The organism is Amycolatopsis sp. NPDC058986 (assembly GCF_042741125.1).
Classification (GTDB): domain Bacteria; phylum Actinomycetota; class Actinomycetes; order Mycobacteriales; family Pseudonocardiaceae; genus Amycolatopsis.
This window is the reverse complement of the sequence record NZ_JBHYJW010000056.1, coordinates 39685-65783: the sequence shown is the minus strand read 5'-3', so window position 1 is coordinate 65783 and position 26099 is coordinate 39685. Positions and strand designations below refer to the sequence as shown.

At 69.4% G+C, this 26099-nt stretch carries 26 protein-coding genes; 16 read left to right on the top strand and 10 right to left on the bottom strand.

Annotation, left to right across the window (positions count from 1 at the left end; all coding sequences use genetic code 11):
• Positions 1–226: 226 nt before the first annotated feature.
• The 3 genes from ACFW0G_RS35770 to ACFW0G_RS35760 are packed head-to-tail and all read right to left on the bottom strand — an operon-like array spanning position 227 to position 2984.
• On the bottom strand, positions 227–1015 hold the full coding sequence (locus tag ACFW0G_RS35770) for an ABC transporter permease subunit (protein ID WP_378329909.1): 789 nt from the start codon (positions 1013–1015) through the stop codon (positions 227–229).
• Complete coding sequence (locus ACFW0G_RS35765) at positions 1012–2067, bottom strand: alpha/beta hydrolase family protein (protein ID WP_378329908.1); 1056 nt, start codon at positions 2065–2067, stop codon at positions 1012–1014. The genes ACFW0G_RS35770 and ACFW0G_RS35765 overlap by 4 nt, the downstream gene beginning before the upstream one ends.
• A complete protein-coding gene (locus tag ACFW0G_RS35760; RefSeq protein WP_378329907.1) occupies positions 2064–2984 on the bottom strand; it encodes an ABC transporter ATP-binding protein in 921 nt (306 codons plus the stop codon). The genes ACFW0G_RS35765 and ACFW0G_RS35760 overlap by 4 nt, the downstream gene beginning before the upstream one ends.
• A 140-nt stretch (positions 2985–3124) precedes the next feature.
• Between ACFW0G_RS35760 and ACFW0G_RS35755 the strand changes: the two genes are divergently transcribed.
• Entirely contained in the window at positions 3125–3937 is an 813-nt protein-coding gene (locus ACFW0G_RS35755) for an ion transporter (RefSeq protein WP_378329906.1), read from the top strand.
• A 53-nt stretch (positions 3938–3990) separates the two neighbouring features.
• Here ACFW0G_RS35755 and hrpB read toward each other — a convergent pair whose 3' ends face one another.
• Together hrpB and ACFW0G_RS35745 are read right to left on the bottom strand one after the other, a co-directional pair.
• Entirely contained in the window at positions 3991–6414 is a 2424-nt protein-coding gene (gene hrpB, locus ACFW0G_RS35750) for an ATP-dependent helicase HrpB (protein ID WP_378329905.1), read from the bottom strand.
• Positions 6411–7241, bottom strand: a complete 831-nt coding sequence (locus ACFW0G_RS35745; RefSeq protein ID WP_378329904.1) for a glutamate ABC transporter substrate-binding protein — start codon at positions 7239–7241, stop codon at positions 6411–6413. Before ACFW0G_RS35745 ends, hrpB begins: the two co-directional genes overlap by 4 nt.
• A gap of 88 nt (positions 7242–7329) precedes the next feature.
• Between ACFW0G_RS35745 and ACFW0G_RS35740 the strand changes: the two genes are divergently transcribed.
• From ACFW0G_RS35740 to ACFW0G_RS35715, 6 genes are all read left to right on the top strand, one after another.
• Positions 7330–7836 carry a MauE/DoxX family redox-associated membrane protein gene (locus ACFW0G_RS35740; protein WP_378329914.1) on the top strand — a complete coding sequence of 169 codons (507 nt, stop codon included), beginning with the start codon at positions 7330–7332 and terminating at the stop codon, positions 7834–7836.
• 13 nt (positions 7837–7849) lie between these two features.
• Positions 7850–8665, top strand: a complete 816-nt coding sequence (locus tag ACFW0G_RS35735; RefSeq protein ID WP_378329903.1) for a DsbA family protein — start codon at positions 7850–7852, stop codon at positions 8663–8665.
• A gap of 123 nt (positions 8666–8788) precedes the next feature.
• Complete coding sequence (locus ACFW0G_RS35730) at positions 8789–9127, top strand: hypothetical protein (RefSeq protein WP_378329902.1); 339 nt, start codon at positions 8789–8791, stop codon at positions 9125–9127.
• A complete protein-coding gene (locus ACFW0G_RS35725; protein WP_378329901.1) occupies positions 9124–10248 on the top strand; it encodes a C40 family peptidase in 1125 nt (374 codons plus the stop codon). Before ACFW0G_RS35730 ends, ACFW0G_RS35725 begins: the two co-directional genes overlap by 4 nt.
• 10 nt (positions 10249–10258) lie before the next feature.
• A complete protein-coding gene (locus tag ACFW0G_RS35720) occupies positions 10259–10651 on the top strand; it encodes a YbaB/EbfC family nucleoid-associated protein (protein ID WP_378329900.1) in 393 nt (130 codons plus the stop codon).
• The gene (locus ACFW0G_RS35715) at positions 10648–11190 is read left to right on the top strand and encodes a YbaB/EbfC family nucleoid-associated protein (RefSeq protein ID WP_378329899.1); all 543 of its coding nucleotides are present in this window, start codon (positions 10648–10650) and stop codon (positions 11188–11190) included. Before ACFW0G_RS35720 ends, ACFW0G_RS35715 begins: the two co-directional genes overlap by 4 nt.
• Here ACFW0G_RS35715 and ACFW0G_RS35710 read toward each other — a convergent pair.
• Entirely contained in the window at positions 11187–11993 is an 807-nt protein-coding gene (locus tag ACFW0G_RS35710; RefSeq protein ID WP_378329898.1) for a hypothetical protein, read from the bottom strand. The two genes, ACFW0G_RS35715 and ACFW0G_RS35710, sit on opposite strands and share 4 nt — an antisense overlap.
• A gap of 136 nt (positions 11994–12129) precedes the next feature.
• On the opposite strand from ACFW0G_RS35710, the gene ACFW0G_RS35705 reads away from it, so the two are divergent.
• On the top strand, positions 12130–12660 hold the full coding sequence (locus tag ACFW0G_RS35705) for a CHAP domain-containing protein (protein WP_378329897.1): 531 nt from the start codon (positions 12130–12132) through the stop codon (positions 12658–12660).
• On the opposite strand, the gene ACFW0G_RS35700 is transcribed toward ACFW0G_RS35705, so the two are convergent.
• A complete protein-coding gene (locus ACFW0G_RS35700) occupies positions 12626–13528 on the bottom strand; it encodes a LysR family transcriptional regulator (RefSeq protein ID WP_378329896.1) in 903 nt (300 codons plus the stop codon). The genes ACFW0G_RS35705 and ACFW0G_RS35700 overlap by 35 nt on opposite strands.
• A 104-nt stretch (positions 13529–13632) precedes the next feature.
• On the opposite strand from ACFW0G_RS35700, the gene ACFW0G_RS35695 reads away from it, so the two are divergent.
• The 6 genes from ACFW0G_RS35695 to ACFW0G_RS35670 all read left to right on the top strand — a co-directional run bounded on the left by ACFW0G_RS35695 (position 13633) and on the right by ACFW0G_RS35670 (position 20717).
• Complete coding sequence (locus ACFW0G_RS35695; RefSeq protein ID WP_378329895.1) at positions 13633–14088, top strand: carboxymuconolactone decarboxylase family protein; 456 nt, start codon at positions 13633–13635, stop codon at positions 14086–14088.
• Between the two features lie 24 nt (positions 14089–14112).
• Positions 14113–16110 (top strand): thioredoxin domain-containing protein, encoded by a 1998-nt coding sequence (locus ACFW0G_RS35690; RefSeq protein ID WP_378329894.1) that lies wholly within the window; start codon positions 14113–14115, stop codon positions 16108–16110.
• Between the two features lie 121 nt (positions 16111–16231).
• The gene (locus ACFW0G_RS35685; protein ID WP_378329893.1) at positions 16232–16789 is read left to right on the top strand and encodes a hypothetical protein; all 558 of its coding nucleotides are present in this window, start codon (positions 16232–16234) and stop codon (positions 16787–16789) included.
• 142 nt (positions 16790–16931) lie between these two features.
• Positions 16932–17909, top strand: a complete 978-nt coding sequence (locus ACFW0G_RS35680) for an alpha/beta hydrolase family protein (RefSeq protein ID WP_378329892.1) — start codon at positions 16932–16934, stop codon at positions 17907–17909.
• A gap of 76 nt (positions 17910–17985) precedes the next feature.
• Positions 17986–19881: an acyl-CoA dehydrogenase gene (locus ACFW0G_RS35675; RefSeq protein ID WP_378329891.1), complete on the top strand. Its 1896-nt coding sequence runs from the start codon at positions 17986–17988 to the stop codon at positions 19879–19881.
• A gap of 200 nt (positions 19882–20081) precedes the next feature.
• Positions 20082–20717 (top strand): hypothetical protein, encoded by a 636-nt coding sequence (locus ACFW0G_RS35670; protein WP_378329890.1) that lies wholly within the window; start codon positions 20082–20084, stop codon positions 20715–20717.
• A 9-nt stretch (positions 20718–20726) separates the two neighbouring features.
• Here ACFW0G_RS35670 and ACFW0G_RS35665 read toward each other — a convergent pair whose 3' ends face one another.
• Positions 20727–21368 carry a hemolysin III family protein gene (locus ACFW0G_RS35665; RefSeq protein WP_378329913.1) on the bottom strand — a complete coding sequence of 214 codons (642 nt, stop codon included), beginning with the start codon at positions 21366–21368 and terminating at the stop codon, positions 20727–20729.
• Between the two features lie 127 nt (positions 21369–21495).
• Here ACFW0G_RS35665 and ACFW0G_RS35660 point away from each other — a divergent pair, with 127 nt between their 5' ends.
• Positions 21496–22272 (top strand): isoprenyl transferase, encoded by a 777-nt coding sequence (locus ACFW0G_RS35660; RefSeq protein WP_378329889.1) that lies wholly within the window; start codon positions 21496–21498, stop codon positions 22270–22272.
• A 49-nt stretch (positions 22273–22321) separates the two neighbouring features.
• On the opposite strand, the gene ACFW0G_RS35655 is transcribed toward ACFW0G_RS35660, so the two are convergent.
• The gene (locus ACFW0G_RS35655) at positions 22322–22570 is read right to left on the bottom strand and encodes a hypothetical protein (RefSeq protein WP_378329888.1); all 249 of its coding nucleotides are present in this window, start codon (positions 22568–22570) and stop codon (positions 22322–22324) included.
• 735 nt (positions 22571–23305) lie between these two features.
• Between ACFW0G_RS35655 and ACFW0G_RS35650 the strand changes: the two genes are divergently transcribed.
• Entirely contained in the window at positions 23306–24592 is a 1287-nt protein-coding gene (locus tag ACFW0G_RS35650; RefSeq protein WP_378329912.1) for a PhoH family protein, read from the top strand.
• A gap of 63 nt (positions 24593–24655) precedes the next feature.
• Here the strand turns inward: ACFW0G_RS35650 and ACFW0G_RS35645 are convergent, their stop codons facing one another.
• Positions 24656–26095: a GuaB1 family IMP dehydrogenase-related protein gene (locus ACFW0G_RS35645; protein ID WP_378329887.1), complete on the bottom strand. Its 1440-nt coding sequence runs from the start codon at positions 26093–26095 to the stop codon at positions 24656–24658.
• Positions 26096–26099: the final 4 nt, after the last annotated feature.

The following is a 26099-nucleotide window of genomic DNA, read 5'->3' as shown; positions in this document are numbered from 1 at the left end:
TTGTCTTGTGGGCTCTTTTTTTTTTATAAGTCACGGCGGGGGGGGCCTCCTGGTGGGAGCTCGGGCCCCTCACGGCGGCCCCCACGGACAATCCTGACCTGCGGAAAGAGAGCAAGGGACCTTTGCTATCATCTGTGAGCGTGCCAACTATTAGTGTGCTAAGCAACGGTAGTAAAGGTCCCTTGCTTCCCCCCTCGCCCCAAAGCGCCCGCATGGAGCCGCGTGTTCAGGCGTCGCGGCGCTTGAACACCACCCCGCCGACCACCAGTGCCGCCGCGGCCCAGCCCGCGCAGATCACCGTCCCGACCCAGGACGCGTAGGGCGCTACCCCGTCGAACACCGGGTTCCGCGCCCCGGTCTCGATCATCCCGTTGAGACCGGCGATGCCCGGGAAGTAGTTCGGCACGTCGGGACCCGCGAAGCCCGCCAGCACCAGCGGCAGCATCAGCAGCAGCACGAACACCGTCACCATCGCGCCCGCCGCGCTCCGCAACGCCGTCCCGATGCCGAGGCACAGCAGTCCGAGCAGGGCGAAGTACGCGCCCATGCCCAGTACCGTCGTCGCGCCCGCGCCGAGTGAGGTCGGCAGCCCGTGTGGCCCCATCACCACCGAGGCCAGCGCCATCGCCGCGAGGGCCAGCACCACGCCGTAGCCGAACAACACCGGCGCCAGCACCGCGGACTTCGCGGCGAGCACTCGTGAGCGCACCGGGACCCATTGCAGCGTCGAGCGGATGCCGCCGCTCGCGTATTCGCTGGTGATGAACAGTGTCGCCAGCGCGAGCACGGCGAACTGCGCCAGGTAGAACGCGCCGGTAGCCGCGACGCCGTGGGCGCCGACCGGCCGGTCGCCCTCCAACCGCTGAGTGACGCCGAGGATCACCGAGAAGCCGAGGATCAGCACGACCCCGCTCGACAGGCACCACCAGGTCGCGCGCACCGACCAGAGTTTCGTCCATTCCGAGGCCACCGCGCCGGAAAAACCGCCGCCGGTGTGCACCTGTGTCGTCGTCATCGTGCCCCCTTCAAGAAGCCGCCGAAGAAGTTCGTCAGGTAGTCCCGGTAGAAGTCGAGACCTGCCGACGAGTCGATCGAGCCGTACTGGTTCCGCAGCTGTTCCGGCGGCAGGCTGCCCCGCAGGCCGAGCTGGTCGACGAGGATGCCCTCGTCGGTCCCCGTCGAGTGGCCGCTGTCCTCCAGCAGCAGCCGCTGTTTCCAGCCGGTCAGCCGCGGCCAGTTCTCGGTCCAGCTCGCGCCGTAGGCACGGCTGCCCAGCGGACTCTCCAGCACCGCGAACGGTCGGTCGATCGACACGGGGGCGAACAACGGGCCGTCAAGGTCCACGCCCGCGCGGATCCGCCGGTCGGCCGTCATCGCCGCCGCGGTCGCGGAACCACCCGCCGAGTGCCCTGCCATCCCGATCCTCGCCGGGTCGATCGGCCAGCGCCGGTCACGCAAGAGCGTGTCAAGCACGAAGGAAACGTCCGGCACCCGACCGGCGATCGCACGCGGCCACGGATCCCCGGACTGTCCACAAGGGATACACGAGAGCAGTCGTCCGCCGGGGAACTCGACGCCCCAGCCTTCGTAGGCGTGGTCGATGCCCGCGACGACGTACCCCTTCGACGCGAGCCGCTCCGCCAGCGCCGTCAGTGTCGACCGGCTGTTGCCCGCACCCGGCGAGAGCAGCACAAGCGGACGTCCCGGCGAAGGCAGCACCGGCGCGTTTTCCCGCGCGTGGACGCGGACCCGCGACAGGGTGTCGGGCGGCAGGTCGAGCTTCCGCCCGGCGATCATCGCGGCGGACTCGGCCGGCGTCACCCAGGTCGACGGCTTTCCGACCGGCACCGCCGGGTACCACATCGACACCATCAGCTCGCGGCGTTGCGCGGGCCGCCACGGGTCGGCCCGTCCGGTGTCTACGAGATGTAACACCTGCCGCCCGATCGGGTAGGGCCCACCAGGATCGGGCAAGGACAGCGCCGGAACCGCGGAAGCGCTCGCGGACACCCCCAGAAAGCCCGCCAGCACAACGGAAACCAGCACGAGCAGCCGTCGCGCGATCACGCCGCCACCCCCGTGCCGTATTCGACCGACGACGCGGTCAGTTCCATGTACGCCTGTTCCAGCGACGCCGTCCGCTCGGCCAGCCCATGCAGCCGGACGCCCAGCTCATGCGCGAGATCGCCGACCGTCCCCACGGTCACGTCGTGGGCGATCAGTTCCGCCGCGCTGGTCACCTGTGCCGTCACGCCTTCCTCACGCAGCCGGTCGGCCAGCTTCCGCAGCTCGGCGGGCACCGGCACGCGCACCGCGACCGTGCTCCGCGAGTTCGCCGCGATGAACTCGTCGATCGTCGCGTCCGCGAGAAGCTTTCCCTTACCGATGACCACGAGCCGGTCGGCGGTCAGCTGCATTTCGCTCATCAGGTGGCTCGACACGAACACCGTCCGGCCCTCCTCGGCGAGCGAGCGCATCAGCTGCCGCCCCCAGCGCACGCCGTCCGGGTCGAGGCCGTTGACCGGTTCGTCGAACATCAGCACACCGGGATCGCCCAGCAGCGCGCCGGCGATCCCGAGCCGCTGTCCCATCCCGAGCGAGAACTGCCCGGCGCGCTTGCCCGCGACGTCGGTGAGCCCGACCGTCGCCAGCACCTCGTCGACGCGCCGCGCCGGAATGCCGTTGCTGCGCGCCATCGCCAGCAGATGCTTTCCCGCGCTGCGTCCCGGATGAAGCGCCTTCGCCTCCAGCAGCGCGCCGACCTCGCGCAGCGGATGCCGCAGCTCGGCGTAGCGCTTGCCGTCGATGAGCACCTCGCCCGCGTGGGGCGCGTCGAGCCCGAGCGTCATCCGCATCGTGGTCGACTTCCCGGCGCCGTTCGGCCCGAGGAAGCCGGTCACCCGGCCCGGTGGGACGGAGAACGTCAGATCGTCGACGACCGTCTTCTCCCCGTAGCGCTTCGTCAGTCCGCGAAGCGTGATCATGAGACCTCCCGGTTTCTTTGCCTGCCACGGAAGTCTGCGAGAACGCGGTACACCGGGACATCGGCCGACGGTCGGTGCCGACCCCCGACTTTCGGCAGGGGCAGGCGGCGGGCACCCGTAGGGGAAGGCACAATCGGCCCATGATCACCGGTGCCCGGCGGGTGAGCCCGCTCGACGTCGTCATGCTCGTCCTGGCGGTGTTCTCCGTCGGCCTGCTCGCCTATGTCACGTTCTTTCCGCATTCCGAGGCGACAGCGCACGTGATCTTCGTCGTGGACACGTCGGTCTGCGGCGTCTTCGCGCTGGAATTCCTGTGGCGGTGGCGCAAGAACGGCTGGGAGAAGCGTTTCCCGCTGCGCAACTGGTACGAGATCCTCGGCATGATCCCGATCGCGCATCCGGCGCTGCGCGGATTCCGGCTGCTGCGCGTCGTGGTCGTGCTGGTCCGCCTCGCCCGCACCGCCGATCGCGCGTTCGGGGAACTGTTCACCCAGCGGCTGGTCGAGCGGCTGTCCCGGCCGATCGTGCTGGCGATCAAGAAACCCATCACGCTCGCCGTCATGGACGAAGTGGTCAAGGTCGTCGAGACCGGCAACTATCCGCAGAACCTGGCGCGGTCACTCGGCGACCACCGCGAAATGCTGCGCGAGATCATCGCGGAGAAACTCAAAAACGACCCGCAAGCCGGGCGGCTGTCCAGACTGCCCTTCCACGACGAGATCGTCGGGTCCGTTGTGGACACCGCGATGCGGGTCGTCCTCGAAGTTCTCGTCGACCCGCGGATCGACGACTTCTTCGCCCACGTCGTCCGGGAGAACCGCGAGCAGATCCGTCAAGCGGTCGAGCTGGGGCTGCACGAGGACCACGACAACGAGGAACTCGCGGCCCGGCTGCCGACCACGCCGCAGTACGAGCTGGGGGGAAACCACCGAGGGACGCCCTTGGTGCGTTGAGTGCGACGGGGGCGTCCCTCGGTGCGGCCAACGCACCAAGGGCGTCCCTCGGATCAGCGCCGCCGCGTCGTGTGCCGGGTGGGGGCCGCGGTCGTCGGGTCCTCAGGCCACGGATGCCTGGGGTAGCGGCCGCGCAGGTCCGCGCGCACCGCGGCGTACCCGGTGCGCCAGAACGACGCCAGATCGGCGGTGACGGCGGCGGGACGCCCGGCGGGGGAGAGCAGGTGCAGCAGCACCGGAACCCGCCCGTTCGCCACCTTCGGCGTCTCCGTCCAGCCGAACGTTTCCTGCAGTTTCACCGCCAGCACCGGCTGATCACCGTCGTAGCCGACCCGGATGTGCGAGCCCGACGGCACTTCGATCCGGTCCGGCGCCAGCTCGTCCAGCCGGGACGCCTCCGGCCACGGCAGGATCCCGCGCAGCGCCGCCCCCGCGTCGATCGTCGCGAGATCGGCACGCCGCCGCGCCCGTGAAAGGTCCAGCCACGAATCCACAGTGGACAACAGGGCGGCGTCGTCCACCTCGGGCCACGGTGCGCCGATGGCCCGGTTCAGGAACGCCATCCGCTCGCGCAGCCGGGTTCCGTCCGACGTCCACCGCAGCAGCCCGAGGCCTTCCTCGCGAAGCCCGGTCAGTAACGCCTCACGCACCGCAGAGGGGTCCGGTTTGGACAGTGCGCGCTCGGCAAGCGTGATGGCGCCGAGCCGTCGGACGCGACGTGCCACGACGTCGCCGGCGGACCAGACGACTTCGTCCACTTCGGACACGAGGTTCGGTGCTGCGCGCGTGGCCAGCGGCAGATCCGCCGCGGCCGCCAGCCGGATCGTGCCGTGCGCGCGGCCGGGATCCCTGGTCGCCTCGGCCACCGCCAACCATTCGACGTCGCCAAGGCCGCTGCCGCGCGGGAGCTCCGCCGCGGTCCCGCCCGCCATCAGATACACCGGCGCCGTTCCGGCACGCCGCCGTGCCAGCCGTTCGGGATGCGCCAGCGCCACCACCAACGCCGGGTCGGGGCGACGCCCGGCGCCGTCGTCGCGCACCAGACCGGAAAGCCTTCGTACCTCGGCCTTCCAGCGCCGCGCTGCCTCATCGCCACCGCCACGCAGACGTCGCAGTTCCGCCTCGACATCGGTAAGTGAACCGCCGACGTCGAGCAATGCGACGACCTCCGCCGCGTTCCGCGCCCCGACCTCGGCAGCTCCGTCGAGCAACGCGCGGGCCAGCCGGGGATGCAGGCCCAGTTCGGCCATCCGGCGTCCGCGCGGGGTGACCGTGCCGTCCGCGTCCGTCGCGCCGAGGGCGATCAGCAGAGCGCGGCCCGCCGCCAGCGCACCCTCGCCGGGTTCGTCCCACCAGGCCAGCCCGCCTCCGTCCGGAGTGGACCAGCAGGCCAGTTCGAGCGCGAACCGCGCGAGGTCGGCGGTGCGGATTTCCGGTTCGGGATACGCCGGGAGTGTCGCCTGCTCGTGTTCGGCCCAGCATCGATAGGCGCGTCCGGCGGCCTCGCGCCCGGCACGCCCGGACCGTTGTTCGGCGACTGCCGCCGAAACCCGGACCGTGGCGAGCCCGGGCAGGCCGCGCCGGTGATCCACCCGCGGCACCCGTGCCAGCCCCGAGTCCACGACCGCCCGCACACCCGGCACGGTCAGGCTCGATTCGGCGACCGCCGTCGCGAGCACGACACGACGTCGTTCACGAGGCCGCAACGCGTCGTCCTGGTGCGCAGCGGAAAGCCGTCCGTGCAACGGTAGTACGTCCACTCCGGACAGTCCGCCGAGCAAAGCCGAGGTGCGAGCGATCTCCCCGGCGCCAGGGAGGAAGGCCAAGACATCACCGTCTCCTTCGGACAGTGCTGTGTGGACGATCCTGGCGACCGTCGCTTCCGGACGTTCACCACGCATCGGCGGCCGGTAGGACATCGTGACCGGGTACGTCCGCGCCTCGGCGGTGAGCACCGGCGCGTCGCCCAGCAACGTCGCGAGTCGCCCGGCCGCGACAGTCGCCGACGTCGCGAGCAGCCGCACGTCCTCCCGCAGGCCCGCGCGGACGTCCAGCAGCAGCGCGAGCAGCAGGTCCGCGTCCAGATGACGTTCGTGGCATTCGTCGAGCAGGATCGTGGCCACCCCCGGCAGTTCGGGATCGGCCTGCACCCGCCGCACCAGCAGCCCGGACGTCACCACCTCGATCCGCGTCCGCGCCGACACCTTCCGGTCCCCGCGTACCGAATACCCGACGGTTTCGCCGACCCGCTCGCCCAGGATCGACGCCATCCGCGCGGCGGCGGCCCTGGCGGCCAGCCGACGCGGCTCGGCGACGATCACGCGCCCGTCATCGGACGCCAGCGCGAGCGGGACCAGGGTGGTCTTCCCAGTGCCGGGCGGCGCGACGAGGACGGCGGTGCCGTGCTCGGCCAGCGCGGCGGTGACCGCGGGCAGCACGGAGCGGACCGGCAGATCCGGCAGTTCGGCGCGGATCACTGCTCGGTGACCTCGGGCGGGGCGGGGATCGGGTAGCCGGACGGCCCGATGTTGGTGCTCAGCGACCGGCGCCATTCCCCACCGGAGATCATCTTCTGGATCGCCTTGCCGACCGCTGCCTTGCCGTCGGTGTCGTTCTTGCGCAGCCCGACGCCGTATCTCTCGGTCGAGAACGGTTTGCCGACGAGACGCAGCAGTTCGGGATCCTGTCCGACATATCCCGCGAGGATCACCGCGTCGGTCGTGATGGCGTCGATCTGCCCGGCGAGCAGCGCCGTCACGCAGTCCGGGTAACGCGGGTACTCGACGAGCTTCACGGCCTGGGCGTACCGGTCGCGGACCTGCTGGGCCGGGGTGGACCCGGCGACCGAGCACAGCTTGCGCCCGTTGAGGGTCTCCGGGCCGGTGATGTCGGGGGAAGTACGCCGCACGAGCAGATCCTGCCCGGTCACGAAATACGGCCCGGCGAAGGCCACCTGCTGCTTGCGTTTGTCGGTGATCGAATAGGTCGCCACGACGAGATCGACGACGCCGTTGGCGAGATCACTCTCCCGGGTGGCCGAGGTGGTCTCGTGCCAGGTGATGTTCTGCGGCTCGACGCCCAGCTCACCGGCCACGAACCGGGCGACATCGACGTCGAAGCCGACGAAACGTCCGTCGATCGTGCGCAGCGAAAGCCCCGGCGCGTCGAACCGGATCCCGATGGTGAGGTGATTCCCGGCACTGGCCTTGGCCACCACCGAATCGCCGGGCGCCACCTGCTTGGAGCCGCAGCTCACGCAGGTCAGCAGCAGAAACGCGAGGGCGAGGAATGCGCGTAGCCGCATCCGTCCACTCCGTTCGCCGGCTTCGAGGACTCACCTTGTTCTCAGGTCAAGCGGCTAGCCTATGCGCGTGTTGCGACCGTCCCAAGCCGTGCTCGACACCGTCGGCACGCTCGCCCGCCTCGGGCTGGCGGCCGTGTGGCTGGTTTCGGGTGCGCTGAAGATCAGCGAACCGGGCCAGACCTACATCGCGGTTCAGGCCTACGACGTGCTGCCGCACGGGCTGGTCGGACCGGTCGCGACGATGCTCCCGCTGCTGGAACTGCTGCTCGGGCTGTTCCTGCTGGCCGGGTTGTGGACGCGGCTGGTGGCGGGCGTGTCGCTGCTGCTGTTCCTGGTGCTGATCGCCGCGATCGCCCAGTCGTGGGCACGCGGGCTGAGCATCGACTGCGGCTGCTTCGGCGGCGGCGGGCAGGTGGCGCCGGGGCAGACGCAGTACCCGCAGGAGATCCTGCGCGACACGGGCTTCCTGCTGCTCGCGGTCTGGCTGCTGGCCCGGCCGTCGACGTGGTTCTCGGTGGATCGCTGGCTCGGCCGCGGTCGCGGGAACTCGGCCGCACCGGAGCACGACTACTCCGAGGTACCAGAAGGAAATTGAGGTAGGAACAACAGTGGGTGGAGCTGAGCGCGGCGCTCGGAAACGTCGTCAGCAGGAACAGGCCGCGCGCGCGGTCGCACAGGCGCGGGGTGCTTCCGGTGACCGGCGGAAGGTCATCGTCACGGTCGTCGCGATAGTCGTGGTCGCCGTCGCCGTGATCGGCGGGGTGATCTGGATCAACGCGTCGAAGAACACGACCGAGAAGCAGGCGATCAACCCCGGCACGTCCAGCGCCCCGGCCACGCCGCCGGTGGCGGGGGTCGTCGAGAAGCGCGACGGCGTCGTGGTGCAGACCGGGAAGCCGGACGCGAAGGCGTCGATCGACGTCTACGCCGACTTCCTCTGCCCGATCTGCGGCGAGTTCCAGAAGGCCTACGGCCAGCAGCTCGAGCAGGCCGTCAACTCCGGCCAGCTGCTCGTCCGCTATCACATGGTGCCGCTGCTCAACAAGAACTCGGACCCGCCTGGCTACTCGCTCGACTCCGCGAACGCCTCGCTCGCCGCGGCCGACGCCGGCAAGTTCACCGCCTATCATGACGCGCTGTTCAAGAACCAGCCGGAAGAGGGCGGCCGCGGTTACGACAAGGGCCAGCTGATCAAGCTGGGCCAGGACCTCGGGATCACCGATCCGAAGTTCGCCGAGGCGATCAACTCCGGCGCCTACAACCAGCAGCTCAACGACGCCTTCCAGCAGACGCTGAAGGACCCGAACCTGGAACAGACCTTCCCCGGCGGCAAGAAGGGCTTCGGCACGCCGACGGTTCTCGTGGGCGGCAAGATCGTCAACTGGCAGCAGCAGGGCTGGCTCCAGCAGGCGCTCGCCGGCTGAGCCGATCCCGGCATTTCGCCCACCCGGGCACGGTCGGTGGTCTACTCTGGACCCGCAGTGGCGAGGGGAACCAGGGCAGGGCCGTACGCGTCGCACCCCTGGACGGACCACAGGAGGGGTGGAGTGGACGGCACGCACAAGGGTTTCCACGTCGAGGAGGGTGCGTACGAACGGTACGCACGCCAGGTCGACCCGCTGGGTGACGACGTCAAGGGCGCGGCCGAAAAGCACGTCGGCCCGCACGTGACCCTCGGCGGCCACGGCTTCTCCGAGATGGGCGGCGAATCCGGGTTCTCCGGCGCCTACAGCGGCCGCATGCGTGCGTTGCAGGAGCGGATGAAGAGCATCGGCGGCAACTGGCAGCAGGTCGGCGACGCCTCGCGCCGGACGCAGGCGAACTACGCGGCGGTCGAGGACGAGCACGGCCAGACGATGCACCGGCTGGGCAAGGACCTCTCGTGACCGGGCACGTCGACCAGGTCGTCCAGCACGGCCTGCACACCACGAACCAGTTCGCGCAGAAGCTGCGGCACGACCCGGCGGCGATCAACGGCGCCCGTGACGGCCATGTCGCGCTGCAGACGTCGATGTCGAAGGCGCAGGACCACGCCGGGGCGCAGCGGGTCAACCTCGTCAACGCCAGCTCGGGCAACACCACCGACCGTGCCACCGCGACCTCGCAGAGCCTCGAGAAAGAGGTCCAGTCCGTGCTCGACGAGAGTGCGGAGATCGAGAAGGCCGTCGCCGAGGCGGCCGAGGCACTGCACGTCGGCGAGATCAAGAACGACCAGGTCCGCGACCAGATCATCAAGGAGATCTCGGCCTCGATGAAGGCGCTCGCGGCGGTGAACAACATCCAGCCGCCGGAAAGCCGCGCGGCCGCCTCGCGGGACATCCTCACCAAGCTCCAGGCGAAGATCGGCGAGCTGACCGGCCAGGCCGCCACGTTCAGCGAGCAGACCATCAACCAGCTCACCGACATCGGCACCAAGCTCGGCGGTGGCGAGTCGACGTCGGCGAGCAGCGCCTCGACCACGCACGTCGGCTCGCAGTTCAACAACAACTCCGGGTACTCCGGTGGTGGCGGCGACGGGGGCGGCAGCGGCGGCGGTGGGGGAGGTGGCGGCGGAGGCGGCGGTGCGCACAAGCCGCGCCTGCCGGTCGCGATCCCGCCGCAGCCCGGCACCGGCGTCGACGTCAACCTGCCCGGCGGCAAGACCGTCAAGGCCCCGAACGAGACCGCGGCGAAGGCCGTGCGCGCCGCGTTGTCGCAGCTCGGCGTCCCGTACGTATGGGGCGGCACCGCGCGCGGGCAGGGGCTCGACTGCAGCGGGCTGACCATGACGTCGTACAAGGAAGCGGGCCTCCAACTGCCGCGCACCGCGGCCCAGCAGACTGTCGGCGCCGAGGTCCCGTCGATGGACCAGCTGCTGCCCGGTGACCTCGTCGTGTGGTCCGGGCACGTGGCGATGGTGATCGGCGACGGCCAGATGGTCGAGGCGGGCGACCCGGTGCAGGTCAGCAAGATCCGCACCACCAACGCGGGGCAGTCCTTCATCGGCTTCTACCGGCCGACTGGCTAATCTGGGCAACGTGGCTGAATTCGACATCGACCTCGCGTCCGCGCGGGTCGCCGAGCAGGTGGAACGCACGGCCCGCGAGGCCGGCGAACGCTTCGCCAGGAGCGGGCCGGTCGTCGGCCGCGCCGAGTCCGGTGACGGCGCGGTCAAGGTCGAGGTCGCGCCGGGCGGGCTGCTCACCGGGATCGAGCTGAGCCGCTCGGCGCTGCGCTACGGCTCGGCCGCGCTGGCCGAGCAGATCTTCGAACTCGCGCAGCGTGCGACCCGCCGCGCCGGAGACCGGATGTACCACCAGCTGGCGCCGGTCCTCGGTCCCGACGACGAGAACCTGAAGTCGCTGGGCTTCGAGCCGATCCCGGAGGACGACGTCGACGCCGAACCGCCCGCCGGGTACTACGGGAGATGAGCACGGTGGACCAAGTCCCGGTCACCTCGACCACCAGACAGCTGATCGACCAGGCCCGCGCCCGGCAGGACGCGCTCGCGCAGGTCGAATCCCTGATGGCACAGGCACGCGGCACCGCACACGATGTCGACGGAACGATCGAGGTCACCGTCGACGCGCGCGGCAAGCTGCAGCGGCTGTGGCTCGCCCCGGACGCGGTGAACTGGGGCCACGACCGGCTCGGTTCGCTGATCGTCGAGGTGTCCCAGGCCGCGATGCGCGAGGCCACGCAGGACAGCTACAACAAGGTCGCGCTGCTGCTCGGCGAGGACATGACGTACATGATCGAGCAGATGTCCGGCATGCCCGCGCCCGCGCGGGCCGAGGACGACGATCCGGGCATGACCGTCGAAGAATTTCAGCGGCAACGCGCACAGCGGCTCGGCGAAGCCCCGCCCGCGACGCATACGTCCACTGTAGACACTGCGAGCGCCGCGCACGAAGACGATGACGCGTACTGGGAATCCTTCGACCCGGCCTCGCTCCGCTCCGACCGCTAGTTCGGCGCGGCCAGTTTTTCGCACAACGCCGGCGGAAACTCCGGCTCCACCGCTTTGACCTCGGCGCAGCCGCCGTCTTTCGCGCCCGCGAAGCTCTTCCAGCCGTTGCCCGCCCAGTGGTAGAAGACCCGGTTGGCGCGGCGCGTGTTCTGGCACGCCGGCGCGCCTTCCGCGGGCGGGCAGTCACCGACGTGCCGGTCGAGGTCGAGGACGAGCCAGTTCTGGTCGCAGCCGCGGAGATCGCGGGCCCCGTGCAGGCGGTTGACCGGGACGTCGGCGCTGAACACCGTCTGGTTGATCCACGGCTCGGCGCAGTGGTCAGCGGGTGGGACGCAACCCAGGTATTCGTCACAGTGGCCGTACCCGGCGCCCTTCCGGTGCCAGGCCTGGCCGCTGTTGAGCGAGATCGCGCGGTCCCCGATCGGCGATCGCGCGGTGAGCGGGACGTCGATTTGTTCCTTGCGCGGGCAGGCTTCGCGGGCCAGCGTCGCACGCGTGCTGTACACGATGTTGGCGTAGACCGTGTCGTTTTCTTCGGTGACCTTGTCGACATGCGGTGAGCGCGCGCAGTCCGGCTCCCCGGCGGGCACGGTGGCCCGCGCGACCACCACGTTCGGCTCCGGGCCGGGACGCACGGCCGTGACCTCGGCCTGAAGGTCCCTCCACACCGTTTCCGCCGCGCCCGCCGGGGCTTCGCCGGTGTCGGACGCCGGTGCACGCGTGGCGGCGAAGACAATGCCGCCCACCAGCAGCACGCCGAGCACGACCAGCATCGGTGGCGCGAATCTAGGCCATTTGCTCATTCTCGTTCCCCCTCGTCACACCGAGTCGCCGATTCTCCGCTCGATCGGCTGGACTTCCCACGCGCCGGTTTTCCGGCGGTCCGCACGTGGAGATCATGGACGCTCCGGTCCCCGATGGAAAGGTGAAAATTCCGCCATGGCACCGACGAGAACCGTACTGAGTGCCGCTCTCGCGCTCCTGATCGCGGCCACGGCCGCGGCTCCCGCGCAGGCCGCCGAACCGCGCGACGAGGTTGTGGGCTCCGCGGTGTTGCCGAGCGGCGACGACTACCCGTACCGCGACCAGCCCGACGTCGTGGACCGATGGGCCTTCTATTCCGGGCAGGACACGTCGTTCGTGGCCTGGCGGATGGAACAGCTGACCGGGTACTTCCACAATTCCATGTCCCGCAACGGAATCGCCGGGCACTGGGGCAACGCCCCGGAGTGGGCGGCCAACGGGCGCAGGCTCGGCTACGACGTCGACCGGGTGCCGAAGGCCGGTGCGATCGCGCAGTGGGATCCCGGGAAGCTCGCTCCGCCAGGACATGTCGCCTACATCGCCGCGGTGACGGGTGATCAGGTGACCGTGGAGGAGTACAACTGGTCGACGCCGCTGCGGTACAGCACACGGGTCGTGCCGTCGAGCCAGCTCAGCTGGGTGATCCACTTCGCGCCGGGAACCTAGCCGCGACGTCCACAAAGGACTTGACCCGTGCGGTTTCCCCGGCGCGGCGCCACAGTACGCCCCAGCCGACGTCGGGGGACCCGCGGAACGGGACGAACGCGATCCGCGGGTGACTGAAATACGTCGTCGCGTGCGCCGCGAGCGGACAGATCCCACCGCCGTTCGCGATGACGGCGAGCAGTTCCTGGAAGGTCTCCAGCGGCTCCCCGCGTTCGATGGGCTTGCCGCCCGGGGTGTGCCACGGCTCCGGCGGGGCGATCCAGTACGGCGCGGGCGGATTCGCCGCGCGGAGCACGCGATCCCGGGCAAGATCTTCGAGAGTGACGTGCTCGCGTCGCGCGAACGGATGCCGGGCCGGAACGGCGAGCACCATCGGCTCGGTGTACACGACCGGCCCGGCGACGAGATCCGTTTCGTTCACCGGGAACAGCGTGATCAGCGCGTCGATGTCACCCGCGCGGAGCATGCCGAACGGGTCGGCGAAGTCGACCTCACGGATCTGCACCTCGCAGTCCGGATGTCGTTCGCGGAAAGCATCGAGCAGTTCCGCGACGAGATCGGCGACGCCGGGCGCCTCGAAGCCGAGGCGCAGCACCCCGCCGATCCCGCGCCCGGCGGCCACCGCGCGGGCGATCCCGTCGTGAATGCCCTGGTACGCGGGCGCGAGATCGGCACGCAACCACCGCCCGATCGGAGTCAGCTCGACCCGGCGGCTCGTGCGCGCGAACAGCGGCGCGCCGATGCGGCGTTCGAGCTGCTTGACGCTCTGGCTGACTCTGGCCTGCGAGACGTGCAGACGCTCGGCGGTGCGCCCGAAGTGCAGTTCCTCGGCGAGCGTCAGGAAGATCTCGATGTCCCGCAGTTCCATAACCTCCATGTTATCGATCGGCCCGGTTTCGCGCGTTGTTCGGGCCTCGCTCCGGCGAGAAGGTGGAGAGGTCGAAGAGACCTTCTGAACAGGGAGAACACAAGATGCGCGCACGGATGACGAACCTGCCGAAGCTGGCCGCCGGTGGCTACAAGGCGATGGTGGCGCTGGAGATGTACCTCGCCGGGACGAACCTGCCGAAGAGCACGTTGGAGCTGGTGAAGCTGCGGGCGAGTCAGATCAACGGCTGCGGCTTCTGTGTCGACATGCACGCCCGCGACGCGAAGAAGGCCGGGGAGACCGACGAACGGCTGTGGTCGGTCGCCGCGTGGCGCGAAGCGCCGTACTACACCGACGAGGAGCGCGCGGCGCTCGCGCTGACCGAGGCCGCGACACGTCTGGCCGACCGGTCGGACCCGGTGCCCGACGACGTCTGGGACGACGCCGCCGACCACTTCGACGAGGAATCCCTCGCGGCGCTGGTGGTCGCGATCGCGGCGATCAACGCGTGGAACCGGATCAACGTGACGACGCGGCAGCTCGCCGGTGGCGCGTCCTGAGCGTGGGCGTGCGACCCTGAGGGCATGGCGAACCGACTCGCGACCGCGACCAGCCCGTACCTCCTTCAGCACGCCGAGAATCCGGTGGAGTGGTGGCCGTGGAGCGAGGAGGCGCTGGCGGAGGCGCGGCGCCGGAACGTGCCGATCCTGCTGTCGGTGGGGTACGCGGCCTGCCACTGGTGTCACGTCATGGCCCACGAATCCTTCGAAGACGAGAAGACCGCGACGTTGATGAACGCGCACTTCGTCAACATCAAGGTGGACCGCGAAGAGCGTCCCGACATCGACGCCGTGTACATGGCGGCGACACAGGCGATGACCGGCCAGGGCGGCTGGCCGATGACGTGTTTCCTGACCCCGGAAGGAAAACCGTTCCACTGCGGCACCTACTATCCGCCGACGCCGCGGCACGGGATGCCGTCGTTCAGTCAGCTCCTGGTCGCGGTCGCCGAGGCGTGGCAGGACCGGCCCGACGAGCTGCGTTCCGGGGCGCAGCAGATCGTGGGGGCGCTGGCCGAGCGGAGCGGCCCGCTAAATGAGTCCGAAGTGGACTCTCCGGTGCTGGCCGCCGCCGTCGAGAAGTTGCGGGAGGAAGCCGATCCGGTGAACGGCGGCTTCGGTGGGGCGCCGAAGTTCCCGCCGTCCATGGTGCTGGAGTTCCTGCTCCGGCACCATGAGCGAACGGGCTCGGACATCGCACTGTCGCTTGTGGACTCCACGGCCGAGGCGATGGCGCGTGGCGGCATGTGCGACCAGCTCGCCGGTGGCTTCGCACGGTACTCGGTCGACGCCGCGTGGGTGGTGCCGCATTTCGAGAAGATGTTGTACGACAACGCCTTGCTTCTGCGTTTCTACGCCCATCTGGCGCGGCGGACCGGCTCCGCGACGGCTTGGCGGGTCGCCGAGGGAACGGCGTCCTTCCTGGAGGGCTACCTTCTCACCGAGCAAGGCGGATTCGCCGCGTCCCTCGACGCCGACACCGAGGGTGTCGAGGGCCTGACTTATGTCTGGACACCCTCGCAGTTGCGTTCGGTGCTGGGTGACGATGAGGGCTCGTGGGCCGCGGAGTTGTTCGGTGTCACCGAATCCGGCACGTTCGAGGAAGGTGCTTCCACGCTGCGACTGCTGCAGGACCCGGAAGACGCGGACCGCTTCGAACGGGTGCGGCTGGCCTTGCTGGACGCGCGGGAAATCCGGCCGCAGCCGGGCCGGGACGGCAAGGTGATCGCCGCGTGGAACGGCCTGGCCGTCGCCGCGCTGGCCGAGGCCGGTGTCGCGCTGGGCCGTCCACAATGGATAGACCTGGCTCGTGGCGCCGCCGAATTGCTGCTGGACGTCCACGTCGTCGACGGCAGGCTGCGCCGGAGTTCGCGCGATGGCGTCGTCGGCGAGGCAGCCGGTGTGCTGGAGGACTACGCGTGCGTCGCGGACGGCCTGCTCACGCTGCACCAAGCGACCGGTGAACCGCGTTGGCTGACCGAGGCCACTCGGTTGCTCGACCTCGCTTTGACGCACTTCGCCGTCGAGGACGCCCCCGGCGCCTACTACGACACCGCCGACGACGCGGAAACGTTGGTACAGCGTCCTTCCGACCCCGGCGACAACGCCACCCCGTCCGGCGCTTCGGCGCTCGCGGGCGCGTTGCTGACGGCGTCGGCGCTCACCGGCGTCGAGTCCTCGGCCCGGTATCGCGAGGCCGCCGAGCAGGCCCTGCGCCGGGTCGGCCTGCTGGCCGCGCGCGTGCCGCGGTTCGCCGGGCATTGGCTTTCCGTCGCCGAGGCGGCGCAATCGGGCCCGGTGCAGGTCGCCGTGGTGGGTTCGGCGCGTGATGAGCTGGTCACCGCGGCCGCGCGGGCGATCCACGGCGGCGGCATCGTGCTCGGCGGCGCCCCGGACGCTCCCGGCGTCCCGCTGCTGGCCGACCGCCCGCTGGTCGACGGCGTCGCGGCGGCCTACGTCTGCCGGGGCTACGTCTGCGACCGGCCGGTGACCACCGCCGAGGCCGTTGCCGCCCAGCTCTGAGCGTGCGCTGACAGCGAACACCCTGGTCAACGGTTGTATTCGGCGTATCGTCAGTAGCGATGTAATTATGTAATCGTCGCTGGAGGCGACCATGAACACGTGCTTCGGGGTGGTGGGACACATGGGACGAGGATGGAAGGGCCGCGGTGGCTGGCAGCAGACCGAGGTGCCCTCGGCGGACGACGCGGCCGCGTGGTTCGGCGGGCGGTTGCCGGACGGCTGGTTCACCGGGGACGCGGAGGTCACCGTCGACCGGGACGAGATCGTCGTCGTCGGCGAGCTGCCGTCACTGACCGGTGAGTATGCCGACGACGCGGCCCGCGCGGCCGCGGAAGAGGGCCGGATCAGCCGGTTCCGCGAGGAAACGCGGGACGAACGCATCGAAATCGCGCGGCAGGCCGAACACCGCTATCAGCGCAAGGTCGCCTGGGGCGCCCGGATCGGCGGCACGAAGGTCCTGTTCACGACGTTGTCCGCGCCGGTGATGACCCGCCTGCGGCAACCGGAACGTCAGGTCCTCGACACGCTCGTCGACGCCGGCGTCGCGCGCTCGCGGTCGGAAGCACTGGCGTGGGCGGTCCGCCTCGTCGGCCAGCACGCCGACACCTGGCTGGCCGAACTACGCGAGGCCATGACCAAAGTGGACGATCTGCGCGCCAAAGGCCCGGACCTGGGCTGACTCGCGTACCCAGAGGGTCGGCTCACGGGCCGACCCTCTGGGTACGTCAGCCGACTGCTCAGGTACGCGAGCCGACTGTGCGGGTGCAGGCGCGGCGGCGGCGCTCATGAGTCCTTGACACTTCTTCGGCACCCTGTCCGCCATGAAGTTCTTTCGCGCGGCGGTCGCCGCATTGATTCTGGCCTTGGTGACCGTCACGGCGCCGCAGGCGGCAGCCACGCAGGGCGTCGGCGTCGTCGAGTACAACCTCGGCGATCAGGCGTTCCGCGATCCCACCGTGTCCGTGCCGATGGAGCTGGCCGCCGTCGTGCACTACCCGCGCGACCTCGGCCGACGTCCGCATCCGCTGATCGTGCAGGAGCACGGCAGCTGGTGGAGCTGTGTGGACCCCGTCGCGAAGACACCGCAGGGCGACTGGCCGTGCCCAGCGGGGCAGCGACCGCTGCCGAGCTTCCGTGGCTACGACTATCTCGGTGAGAAGCTGGCCGAGCGGGGTTTCATCGTCGTCTCGATCAGCGCCAACGCCATCAACGCGCATCTCCTCGGCGAGGAGGGCTACTTTTCCCGGGCGCATCTGGTCAACAAGCACCTGGAGCTGTGGCGGGACCTGGCGCGCGGCGAGGGGCCGCTGGCGGGTGCCCTCGGACGGTTCCGCGGGCACGTCGACCTCACCCGCGTCGGCACGATGGGACATTCCCGCGGCGGCAAGGGCGTGATGTGGCAGGCCTCCGACAAGCACACGCCCGAGTGGCCCGCCGGCGTCCGGATCCGCGCGGTCGTCCCGCTCGCGCCGGTCTACTTCAACTACCCCGAGGAGAACAACAGTGACGTGCTGGTCACCAGGGTGCCGTTCAAGGTCATTGTCGCCAGCTGCGACGGCGCTGTCGGCGTCGTGGGCCTGCAATACGTCAAGGACGTCGAGGGAAAGAACTCCGATGCCAGCGCGGTGACGCTCACCGGGGCGAACCACAACTTCTTCAACACCGAATGGTCGCCCGGCAAGATCGGCGGGGAGGACGACGCGCCCGCGAGCTGCGTCGGCAAGCTGACACCGGCACAACAGCGCGGCGGCGCCGTCCGTGAGATCGTCTCGTTTTTCACGAGCCGCCTGCAGGTCTGACTCTGACCTGCGAGATCCGCAGTGGTGCGGCAGGCTGGCGGGTAAGGGAAACCAGCCTGCCGCACCCGGAGGAATCGTGGACGTCCCAGCAGTACCCGCCAAAGTGGATCCGGACGCGCTGACCGCCGTGCTCGACGGCCGATGGGCCGCGCTGCGGCGCGACGTCCGCGCGCAGATGACGGCCGCGTCCTTCCGCGAGACAGTGGGTTTGGACGTCGAGGCACACCGCGCGCAGGTGCTGGACCAGCTCCGGAAGCTCGCCACCACGGACCTGCCCGGCCTGGGTTTCGATCCCGCGTACGGTGGTGGGGGAGACGTCGGTGGTTCGGTGACGTCCTTCGAGATGCTCGGCTTCGGGGACCTGTCGCTGATGGTGAAGGCCGGGGTCCAATGGGGCCTGTTCGGCGGCGCTGTGCAACTGCTGGGGACGTCGCGGCACCACTCGCGGTACCTCCAGCGGATCAAGGATCTCGACCTGCTCGGCTGTTTCGCGATGACGGAACACGGGCACGGCTCGGACGTCCAGCATCTGCGGACGACGGCTGCTTACGATCCGTCTACTGGCGAATTCGTCGTGCACAGCCCGGATGCCGACGCGGCCAAGGAGTACATCGGCAACGCCGCCCGCGACGGCGAACTGGCGGTTGTGTTCGCCCAGCTGGTGACCGGCGGCGAATCCCGTGGCGTCCACGCCTTCCTGGTCCCGATCCGCGTCGACGGCGGCCCCGCATCCGGTGTGTCCATTGAGGACTGTGGGGCCAAGGCGGGCCTGAACGGTGTCGACAATGGACGGTTGCGCTTCGACCACGTCCGTGTCCCGCGCGAGGCCCTGTTGAACCGCTTCGGCGACGTCGCCCCGGATGGGACGTACTCGAGTCCGATCGAGAGCGACGGACGACGTTTCTTCACCATGCTCGGCACGTTGATCCGCGGGCGTGTCAGCGTCGCGGGCAGTGCGGGCAACGCGACGAAACGCGCGCTGACCCTGGCCGTGCGCTACGGCGAAACGCGGCGCCAGTTCGCCAAACCGGACGGCGAAGAGGTCGCGATCCTGGACTACCTCGGCCACCAGCGGAAACTGCTCCCTGCCCTGGCGTCGACGTATGCCCTGCACTTCGCCCAGGAAGAACTGGTCTCGAAGCTGCACGACATCCCCGCCGACGCCCCCGACGAGGAACAACGCGAACTCGAATCCCGCGCCGCGGGCCTGAAAGCCGTTGCCACCTGGCACGCGACGTCCACCATCCAAGCCGCGCGCGAAGCCTGCGGCGGCGCCGGCTACCTCGCCGAAAACCTGCTGCCCGCCCTGAAAGCCGACACCGACGTCTTCACCACCTTCGAAGGCGACAACACGGTGCTACTGCAACTCGTCGCGAAGGGCCTGCTGACGAGCTACAAGGAATTCTTCTCCGACCTGAGCCCGCTGGCCACCGCCCGCTTCGTCGCCGAACAGGTGGTGGACGCGGTTCTGGAACGCACGGCCGCCTTGAAGTTCCTCGAACGCCTCACCGAATCCGCCGACTCCGAGGTCCTGTTCGACCGCGACTGGCAACTCCGCATGTTCGAAGACCGCGAAGAACACGTCCTGAGTGGCGTCGCCCAACGTCTACGCCGCGCTTCTTCCGACGATGCCTTCTCTGTGTTCAATTCCGCGCAGGATCATGTTTTGCGTGCTGGCCGCGTCCACGTCGACAACTTGGTCCTGCAAGCTTTCGTCTCGGCTCTTTCCCGCTGCGCGGACCCGGACGCCCGTTCTCTGCTTGAGCGGGTCTGCGACCTCTACGCCCTCTCCACTCTCGAAGCCGACCGCGCCTGGTTCCTCGAACACGGTCGCCTGACCGCCGCCCGCTCCAAGTCCCTGACCGCCGCCGTCAACTCCCTGTGCGCCGCTCTGCGCCCCCAAGCGCGGACACTCGTGGACGCTTTCGCCGTCCCCGAACAATTCCTGGCCGCGCCCATGTTGCACTCCTGAACGTGCCTGGCCGTCAGGCCGGAATCGATACGGAGTGTTAAAAGATGAACGCGGTCGGGCACCGGATTGGCCGTAGCGTGTCATCCTGACGAGGCGCAACGCTGAGGTGCATGGCTCAATGTCGTGCCAGGACCAAGGCGAACAAACTTTGCAAACGCCGGGTCCGTCGCGCTGGAGAGCGCTGTTTCGACCATCGCGGTATGCCTGAGGCCGGGCCACGACAACGAAAAACGTCGCCGCGACGGAAGAAATCCTCGAAGCCGGGAGCCACGAGCCGAGCACCCTCGTCTCGCCGCGAAGTCAAGCAGCGTAAGCGGCAGAAGCGTGTGGAAGAGGCCGCGAAGCTCTGTCACGAGGTCGCTACAGACGGCTGGCAACAAGCGGTCGCCACCCGCGCCACCAACTACATCACCGGACACACCTGGGAGCGGCTCTTCTCGGCCAGGAAGAGGCGCAACTGCAAGGCATTTGCCCGTCTGGCTGCGAAGATCCTGTCCTACAAACAGAAGCTTCACGGCCTTGCGGGAGCGCTTGGGGCATGGCTTGCCGGGTCTCTGGGCGGCGGCCGATTGGTCCGGGCCGTGGCCAAGGAACTCGCCGCTGCGATCCCGTTGCCCACCGACGCCAAGATGGTGGCGGTCGCGCGAGGCCTCCAGCTCACCGGGATACTCCTGTGCCTGGCCAACGGTGACGATCTCACGCGTTGCCAGTGCTTCATCGATCTCGCCCTCAACGAGACCAAAGATCGTCTGAAGAAGCTTCTCGCCGCCGCCGTAGACGACTGGGCGCGCCTCCCTGATCGTGTCCCCTTGTCCAAGGAACTCGAACCACTATGAGGCTTGCGGTTAGGCGTACATCGCGAGCCAGATGGCGATGTAGTGCGACACCGCCGCCAGCACCGTGCAGGCGTGGAAGTACTCGTGGTAGCCGAAGGTGTCCGGCCAGTGGTTCGGCCACTTCGTCGCGTAGAAGACGGCGCCGAGGGTGTAGAACAGGCCGCCGACGCACAGCAGCACGAGGGCGGCGACGCCGGCGTGGGTGGCGAGTTCGGGCATCACGAAGATGGCGACCCAGCCCAGCGCGATGTAGATCGGGACGCCGAGCCAGCGCGGGGCGTGCGGCCAGAGCATCTTCATCGCGACGCCGAGGATGGCGCCGCCCCAGACGATGCCCAGGATGACGTAGCCGGTCGGCTTCGACATCGCGAGCAGGGTGAACGGTGTGTAGGTGCCCGCGATGAACAGGAAGATCATCGAGTGATCCGCCCGTTTCATCCACTTGTAGGCGGTCGGGCTCCACACGCGACGGTGGTACAGCGCGCTAACGCCGAAGACGCCGAGCACCGTCAGGCCGTAGACGCTGGTGGCCAGCGCGGCCACAGGGGACACCGTGGCCGCGGCCAGGCTGATCAGGGTCGCCGCGGCGGCGACGGCGCCGAAGAAGGACCAGAAGTGGATATGCCCTCGCAGCCGTGGGCGGGTGTCCACGGGCAGCGGGCCGGACGGCTGGGGTTCAGTCGCGAGGGTCACATGCCAAGGCTACGTAACCGTAGGTTTTTCGCCAGTACCCGTGGCGAGTCACACGTCTCTCCGAGGGTGCGTACGCTCCCGTGACGTGAGTCTCCGGTCCTTCTTGTCCACAATCGTCTACAGCGCGTACGGGCGGCGCCTGATCCAGCAGGCCGCAGGCCGCCATCCGCGCCACATCGCCATCATGCTCGACGGCAATCGCCGCTGGGCCAGGGAAGCGGGCTTCACCGACGTCGCGGACGGGCATCGCGCGGGCGCGAAGAAGATCGCGGATTTCCTGAGCTGGTGTCAGGAAGCCAACGTCGAGGTGGTCACGATGTGGCTGCTCTCGACCGACAACCTCAACCGGGATCCCGACGAGCTGACGCCGCTGCTCAAGATCATCACCGACGTCACCGACGAGCTGGCCGGGCCGGACACGCCGTGGCGGCTGCGGATCGTGGGCGCGCTCGATCTGCTGCCCGCCGAGGTCGCCGAGCGGCTCACCGCGGCGGCGGCGCGCACGGAGAACCGGCCGGGTATGGAGGTCAACATCGCCGTCGGCTACGGCGGCCGCCAGGAGATCGCGGACGCGGTCAAGAAGCTGCTGCTCCAGCACGCCGACGAGGGCACGTCGATCCGCGAACTGGCGAAGATCCTCGACGTCGATCACATCTCCGAGCACATGTACACGTCGGGTCAGCCCGATCCGGACCTCATCATCCGTACCTCCGGGGAGCAGCGGCTTTCCGGGTTCCTGCTCTGGCAGTCGGCACATTCGGAGTTCTGGTTCACCGAGGCCTACTGGCCCGCCTTCCGCCGGGTCGACTTCCTGCGCGCGATGCGTGACTACGCCTGGCGTCACCGTAGGTTCGGCGCCTGACGCGCGAGGGGCCCCGGAGCGAACTCCGGGGCCCCTCGACCTGCTTGGCTCAGTGGTTCGCGAACGAGTGCGCGACCAGGGCCGGGGTGGTGGCGATGCCGGTGTAGGCGCCCGCCACCAGCGAGGCCGCGCCGTAGCCGAGGGCGCCGCCGCCGTGGATGAACGTGGTGTACGCGTCACCGAACGTCGGGTCCGGGGCGCCGGTCGGCTCGGCGCCGCCCGTGGAGGCGAACGCGGTGCCGCCCAGCATCATCAGACCGGCGGCGGTGGCAGCGACGAATCCAGCTTTCTTCAGCACTTATTGCTCCTCGATAGAACTTTCGGGATTGGGGGAACTGGGGACTCCAAGGGGGTGACCCCGTAGTTGGAAAATTACTCGCTTATCACTGGATACGTTTGCCCGGTGCACCTATCGTGTGAGCCTTGACCAGGCGGTTTCACTCGGTCCGGTTCTCTTTCCCGGTCGCAAAATGCGCCTGAAAATCTTTCGTGGTAAAAGCTGTCAGCCGATCGAATAAACACGTTGAGTCAGTGAATTCGCCGAGACAATTCTGTCGAGGGAAGATGATTTCGCGCTGTCGATCACGCAGAGTCACGGTTACGGGTGGTCGATGTCGGACGACTGACGGTGAGATGACGAATTGGCGAATCACCTGTGTGGCTGCCTGCACGATCCTCCGGACGTAGGTACCTTCCGGAGGTGAGGGCGCGCGTACCGTGCGGGTCCTCGCGGGAGGCCCTGGTCGTGGCGGTGATCGAAGGGGCGGCGCAGCCGCCCACGAGATGCACGAGGGGGCCGGCACCCGGCCCTCGTGGCCGTGTCCGCTGACGCATCCAGCGTCGGAGGAAGCGGTTTCAGCCAGGGAGGTGCCCGGCCCAGCGAGTGCGGGCGTGGGGTGCACACGCCCTCGAGGGAGATGCCGTCGTGACTGCGCAGCGTTTGCCCCGCAAGGCCTCTGGCCGTTCTTCGACCGGTGCCGAATCTGGCCCGGAGAAAGCCTCGATCTCGCCCGAAATCCAGCGGTCCACCTTCGTGCTCGACACGTCGGTCCTGCTCTCCGACCCGTGGGCGGTGACCCGTTTCGCCGAACACGCCGTCGTGCTTCCGCTGGTCGTCATCAGTGAACTGGAGGCGAAGCGGCACCACCCCGAGCTCGGCTGGTTCGCTCGTGAATCCCTGCGCCTGCTCGACGACCTGCGCCGCCAGTACGGCAGGCTCGACGCGCCGATCCCGATCGGCGAGCACGACGGGACACTGCAGGTGGAGCTGAACCACTCGGACCCGACGGTGCTGCCGGTCGGTTTCCGTACCGACTCCAACGACCACCGGATCCTGGCCTGCGCGCTGAACCTCGCGGTCGAACGGGACTCGGTCACGCTGGTGACCAAGGACATCCCGCTGCGGGTCAAGGCGGGCGCCGTCGGCCTCGACGCCGACGAGTACCGGGCGCAGGAGGTGACGCCGTCGGGCTGGACGGGCATGGCGGACGTGGACGTCCCGCAGGAGCTGATCGACACGCTGTTCAGCGCGAACTCCGCGGATCCGGTGGAGTTCGGGATCGACGACGTGGGCGAGCTGCCGTGCCACACCGGGCTGCGGCTGCTGGGCGGCAACTCCAGCGCGCTGGGGCGGGTGACCGCGGACAAACGGATCCGGCTGGTGCGCGGTGACCGCGAGGCGTTCGGGCTGCACGGTCGTTCCGCGGAGCAGCGGATCGCGCTGGACCTGCTGCTGGACTCCGACGTCGGCATCGTGTCGCTGGGTGGGCGCGCGGGCACCGGGAAGTCGGCGCTGGCGCTGTGTGCTGGGCTGGAGGCGGTGATGGAGCGCCGCCAGCACCGCAAGGTCGTGGTGTTCCGGCCGGTCTACGCCGTCGGCGGCCAGGAACTCGGCTATCTGCCGGGCTCCGAGAGCGAGAAGATGCAGCCGTGGGCGCAGGCGGTGTTCGACACGCTCGGCGCGCTGGTCAGCCAGGACGTGCTGGACGAGGTGTTCGACCGCGGCATGCTCGAAGTACTGCCGTTGACGCACATCCGTGGCCGGTCGCTGCACGACGCGTTCGTCATCGTGGACGAGGCCCAGTCCCTCGAACGCAATGTGCTGCTGACGGTGCTTTCGCGGCTCGGCACGGCGTCACGAGTGGTGCTCACCCACGACGTCGCGCAGCGGGACAACCTGCGGGTCGGGCGGCATGACGGCGTGTCCGCGGTGATCGAGAAGCTCAAGGGGCACCCGCTGTTCGCGCACGTCACGCTGACGCGCTCGGAGCGCTCGCCGATCGCGGCGCTGGTCACCGAGATGCTGGAGGACCACGGCTGATCGACTGTCCGTGAAGGCCTCCTTACCGGCGCCCAGTGCCGGTAAGGAGGCCTTCACGGCACGTCACCAGCCTGTGGGCAGCGGGCGGCCCTCGGCGAAACCGGCGGCCGACTGGACGCCGAGCAACGCGCGCTCGTGGAACTCTTCGAGCGTCCGCGCGCCCGCGTAGGTGCAGGCGGACCGGACGCCGGAGCCGATCGAGTCGAGCAGGTCCTCGACGCCGGGGCGGGCCGGGTCCAGCGCCATGCGCGAGGACGAGATTCCTTCCTCGAACAGGGCTTTGCGGGCGCGGTCGAAGACGTTGTCGGTGCGTGTCCGCGCGCCCACCGCGCGCTTCGACGCCATGCCGAACGACTCCTTGTACGGCTTGCCCTGCTCGTCGAACCGCAGGTCGCCGGGGGATTCGTAGGTACCGGCGAACCACGAACCGACCATCGCCATCGACGCGCCGGCGGCGAGCGCCAGCGCGACGTCGCGGGGGTGGCGGACACCGCCGTCGGCCCAGACGTGCTTGCCCAGCTCGCGCGCGGCGGCCGCACAGTCGGCGACGGCGGAGAACTGCGGGCGGCCCACGCCGGTCATCATCCGCGTCGTACACATCGCGCCGGGGCCGACGCCGACCTTCACGACATCCGCGCCCGCCTCGATGAGGTCTCGGGTGCCGTCGGCGGTGACGACGTTCCCAGCCACGACGGGGACCCGCGGCGACACCGAGCGGACGGCCTTGAGCGCGGCGATCATCTTCTCCTGGTGGCCATGTGCCGTGTCCACCACGAGCACGTCGACACCGGCCGCGAGGACCGCCTCGGCCTTCGCCGCGACGTCGCCGTTGACGCCGATCGCCGCGGCGACGCGCAGGCTGCCCGAGTCGTCGACCGCGGGGGTGTAGATCTCGGAGCGCAGCGCGCCGACCTCGGTGAGCACCCCGGCGAGCTTGCCGTCGGAGTCGAGACCGAGCGCGAGGCGGCCGCCGTGGTCGTGCAGCCGCTCGAAGACCTCGCGCGGGGACGTGTTCAGCGGGACGCTGACGAGCGCGGGCTCCGCGACGTCGGCGAGACGCGCGAAGCGGTCGACACCGGCACAGGACGCCTCGTCGACGACGCCGACAGGGCGGCCGTCGTCGTCCACGACGACCACGGCGCCGTGGGCACGTTTGTGGACCAGGTTGAGGGCGTCCGCGACGGCGTCACCGCCGGTCAGCACGAGCGGGGTGTCCCACACCGGGTGCCTGCTCTTCACCCAGGCGACGATGTCGGTGACGGCGGCGCTGTCGACGTCCTGCGGCAGCACGACGAGGCCACCACGGCGGGCGACGGTCTCGGCCATGCGGCGCCCGGCGACGGCGGTCATATTGGCTACCACGATGGGGATCGTCGCGCCGGTGCCGTCCACAGTGGACAGATCGACGTCGAACCGGGACTCCACGGCGGACCGGTTCGGCAGCAGGAACACGTCGTCGTAGGTCAGGTCGTGAGCGGGCTGATGCCCAGTGAGAAAGCGCACGAGT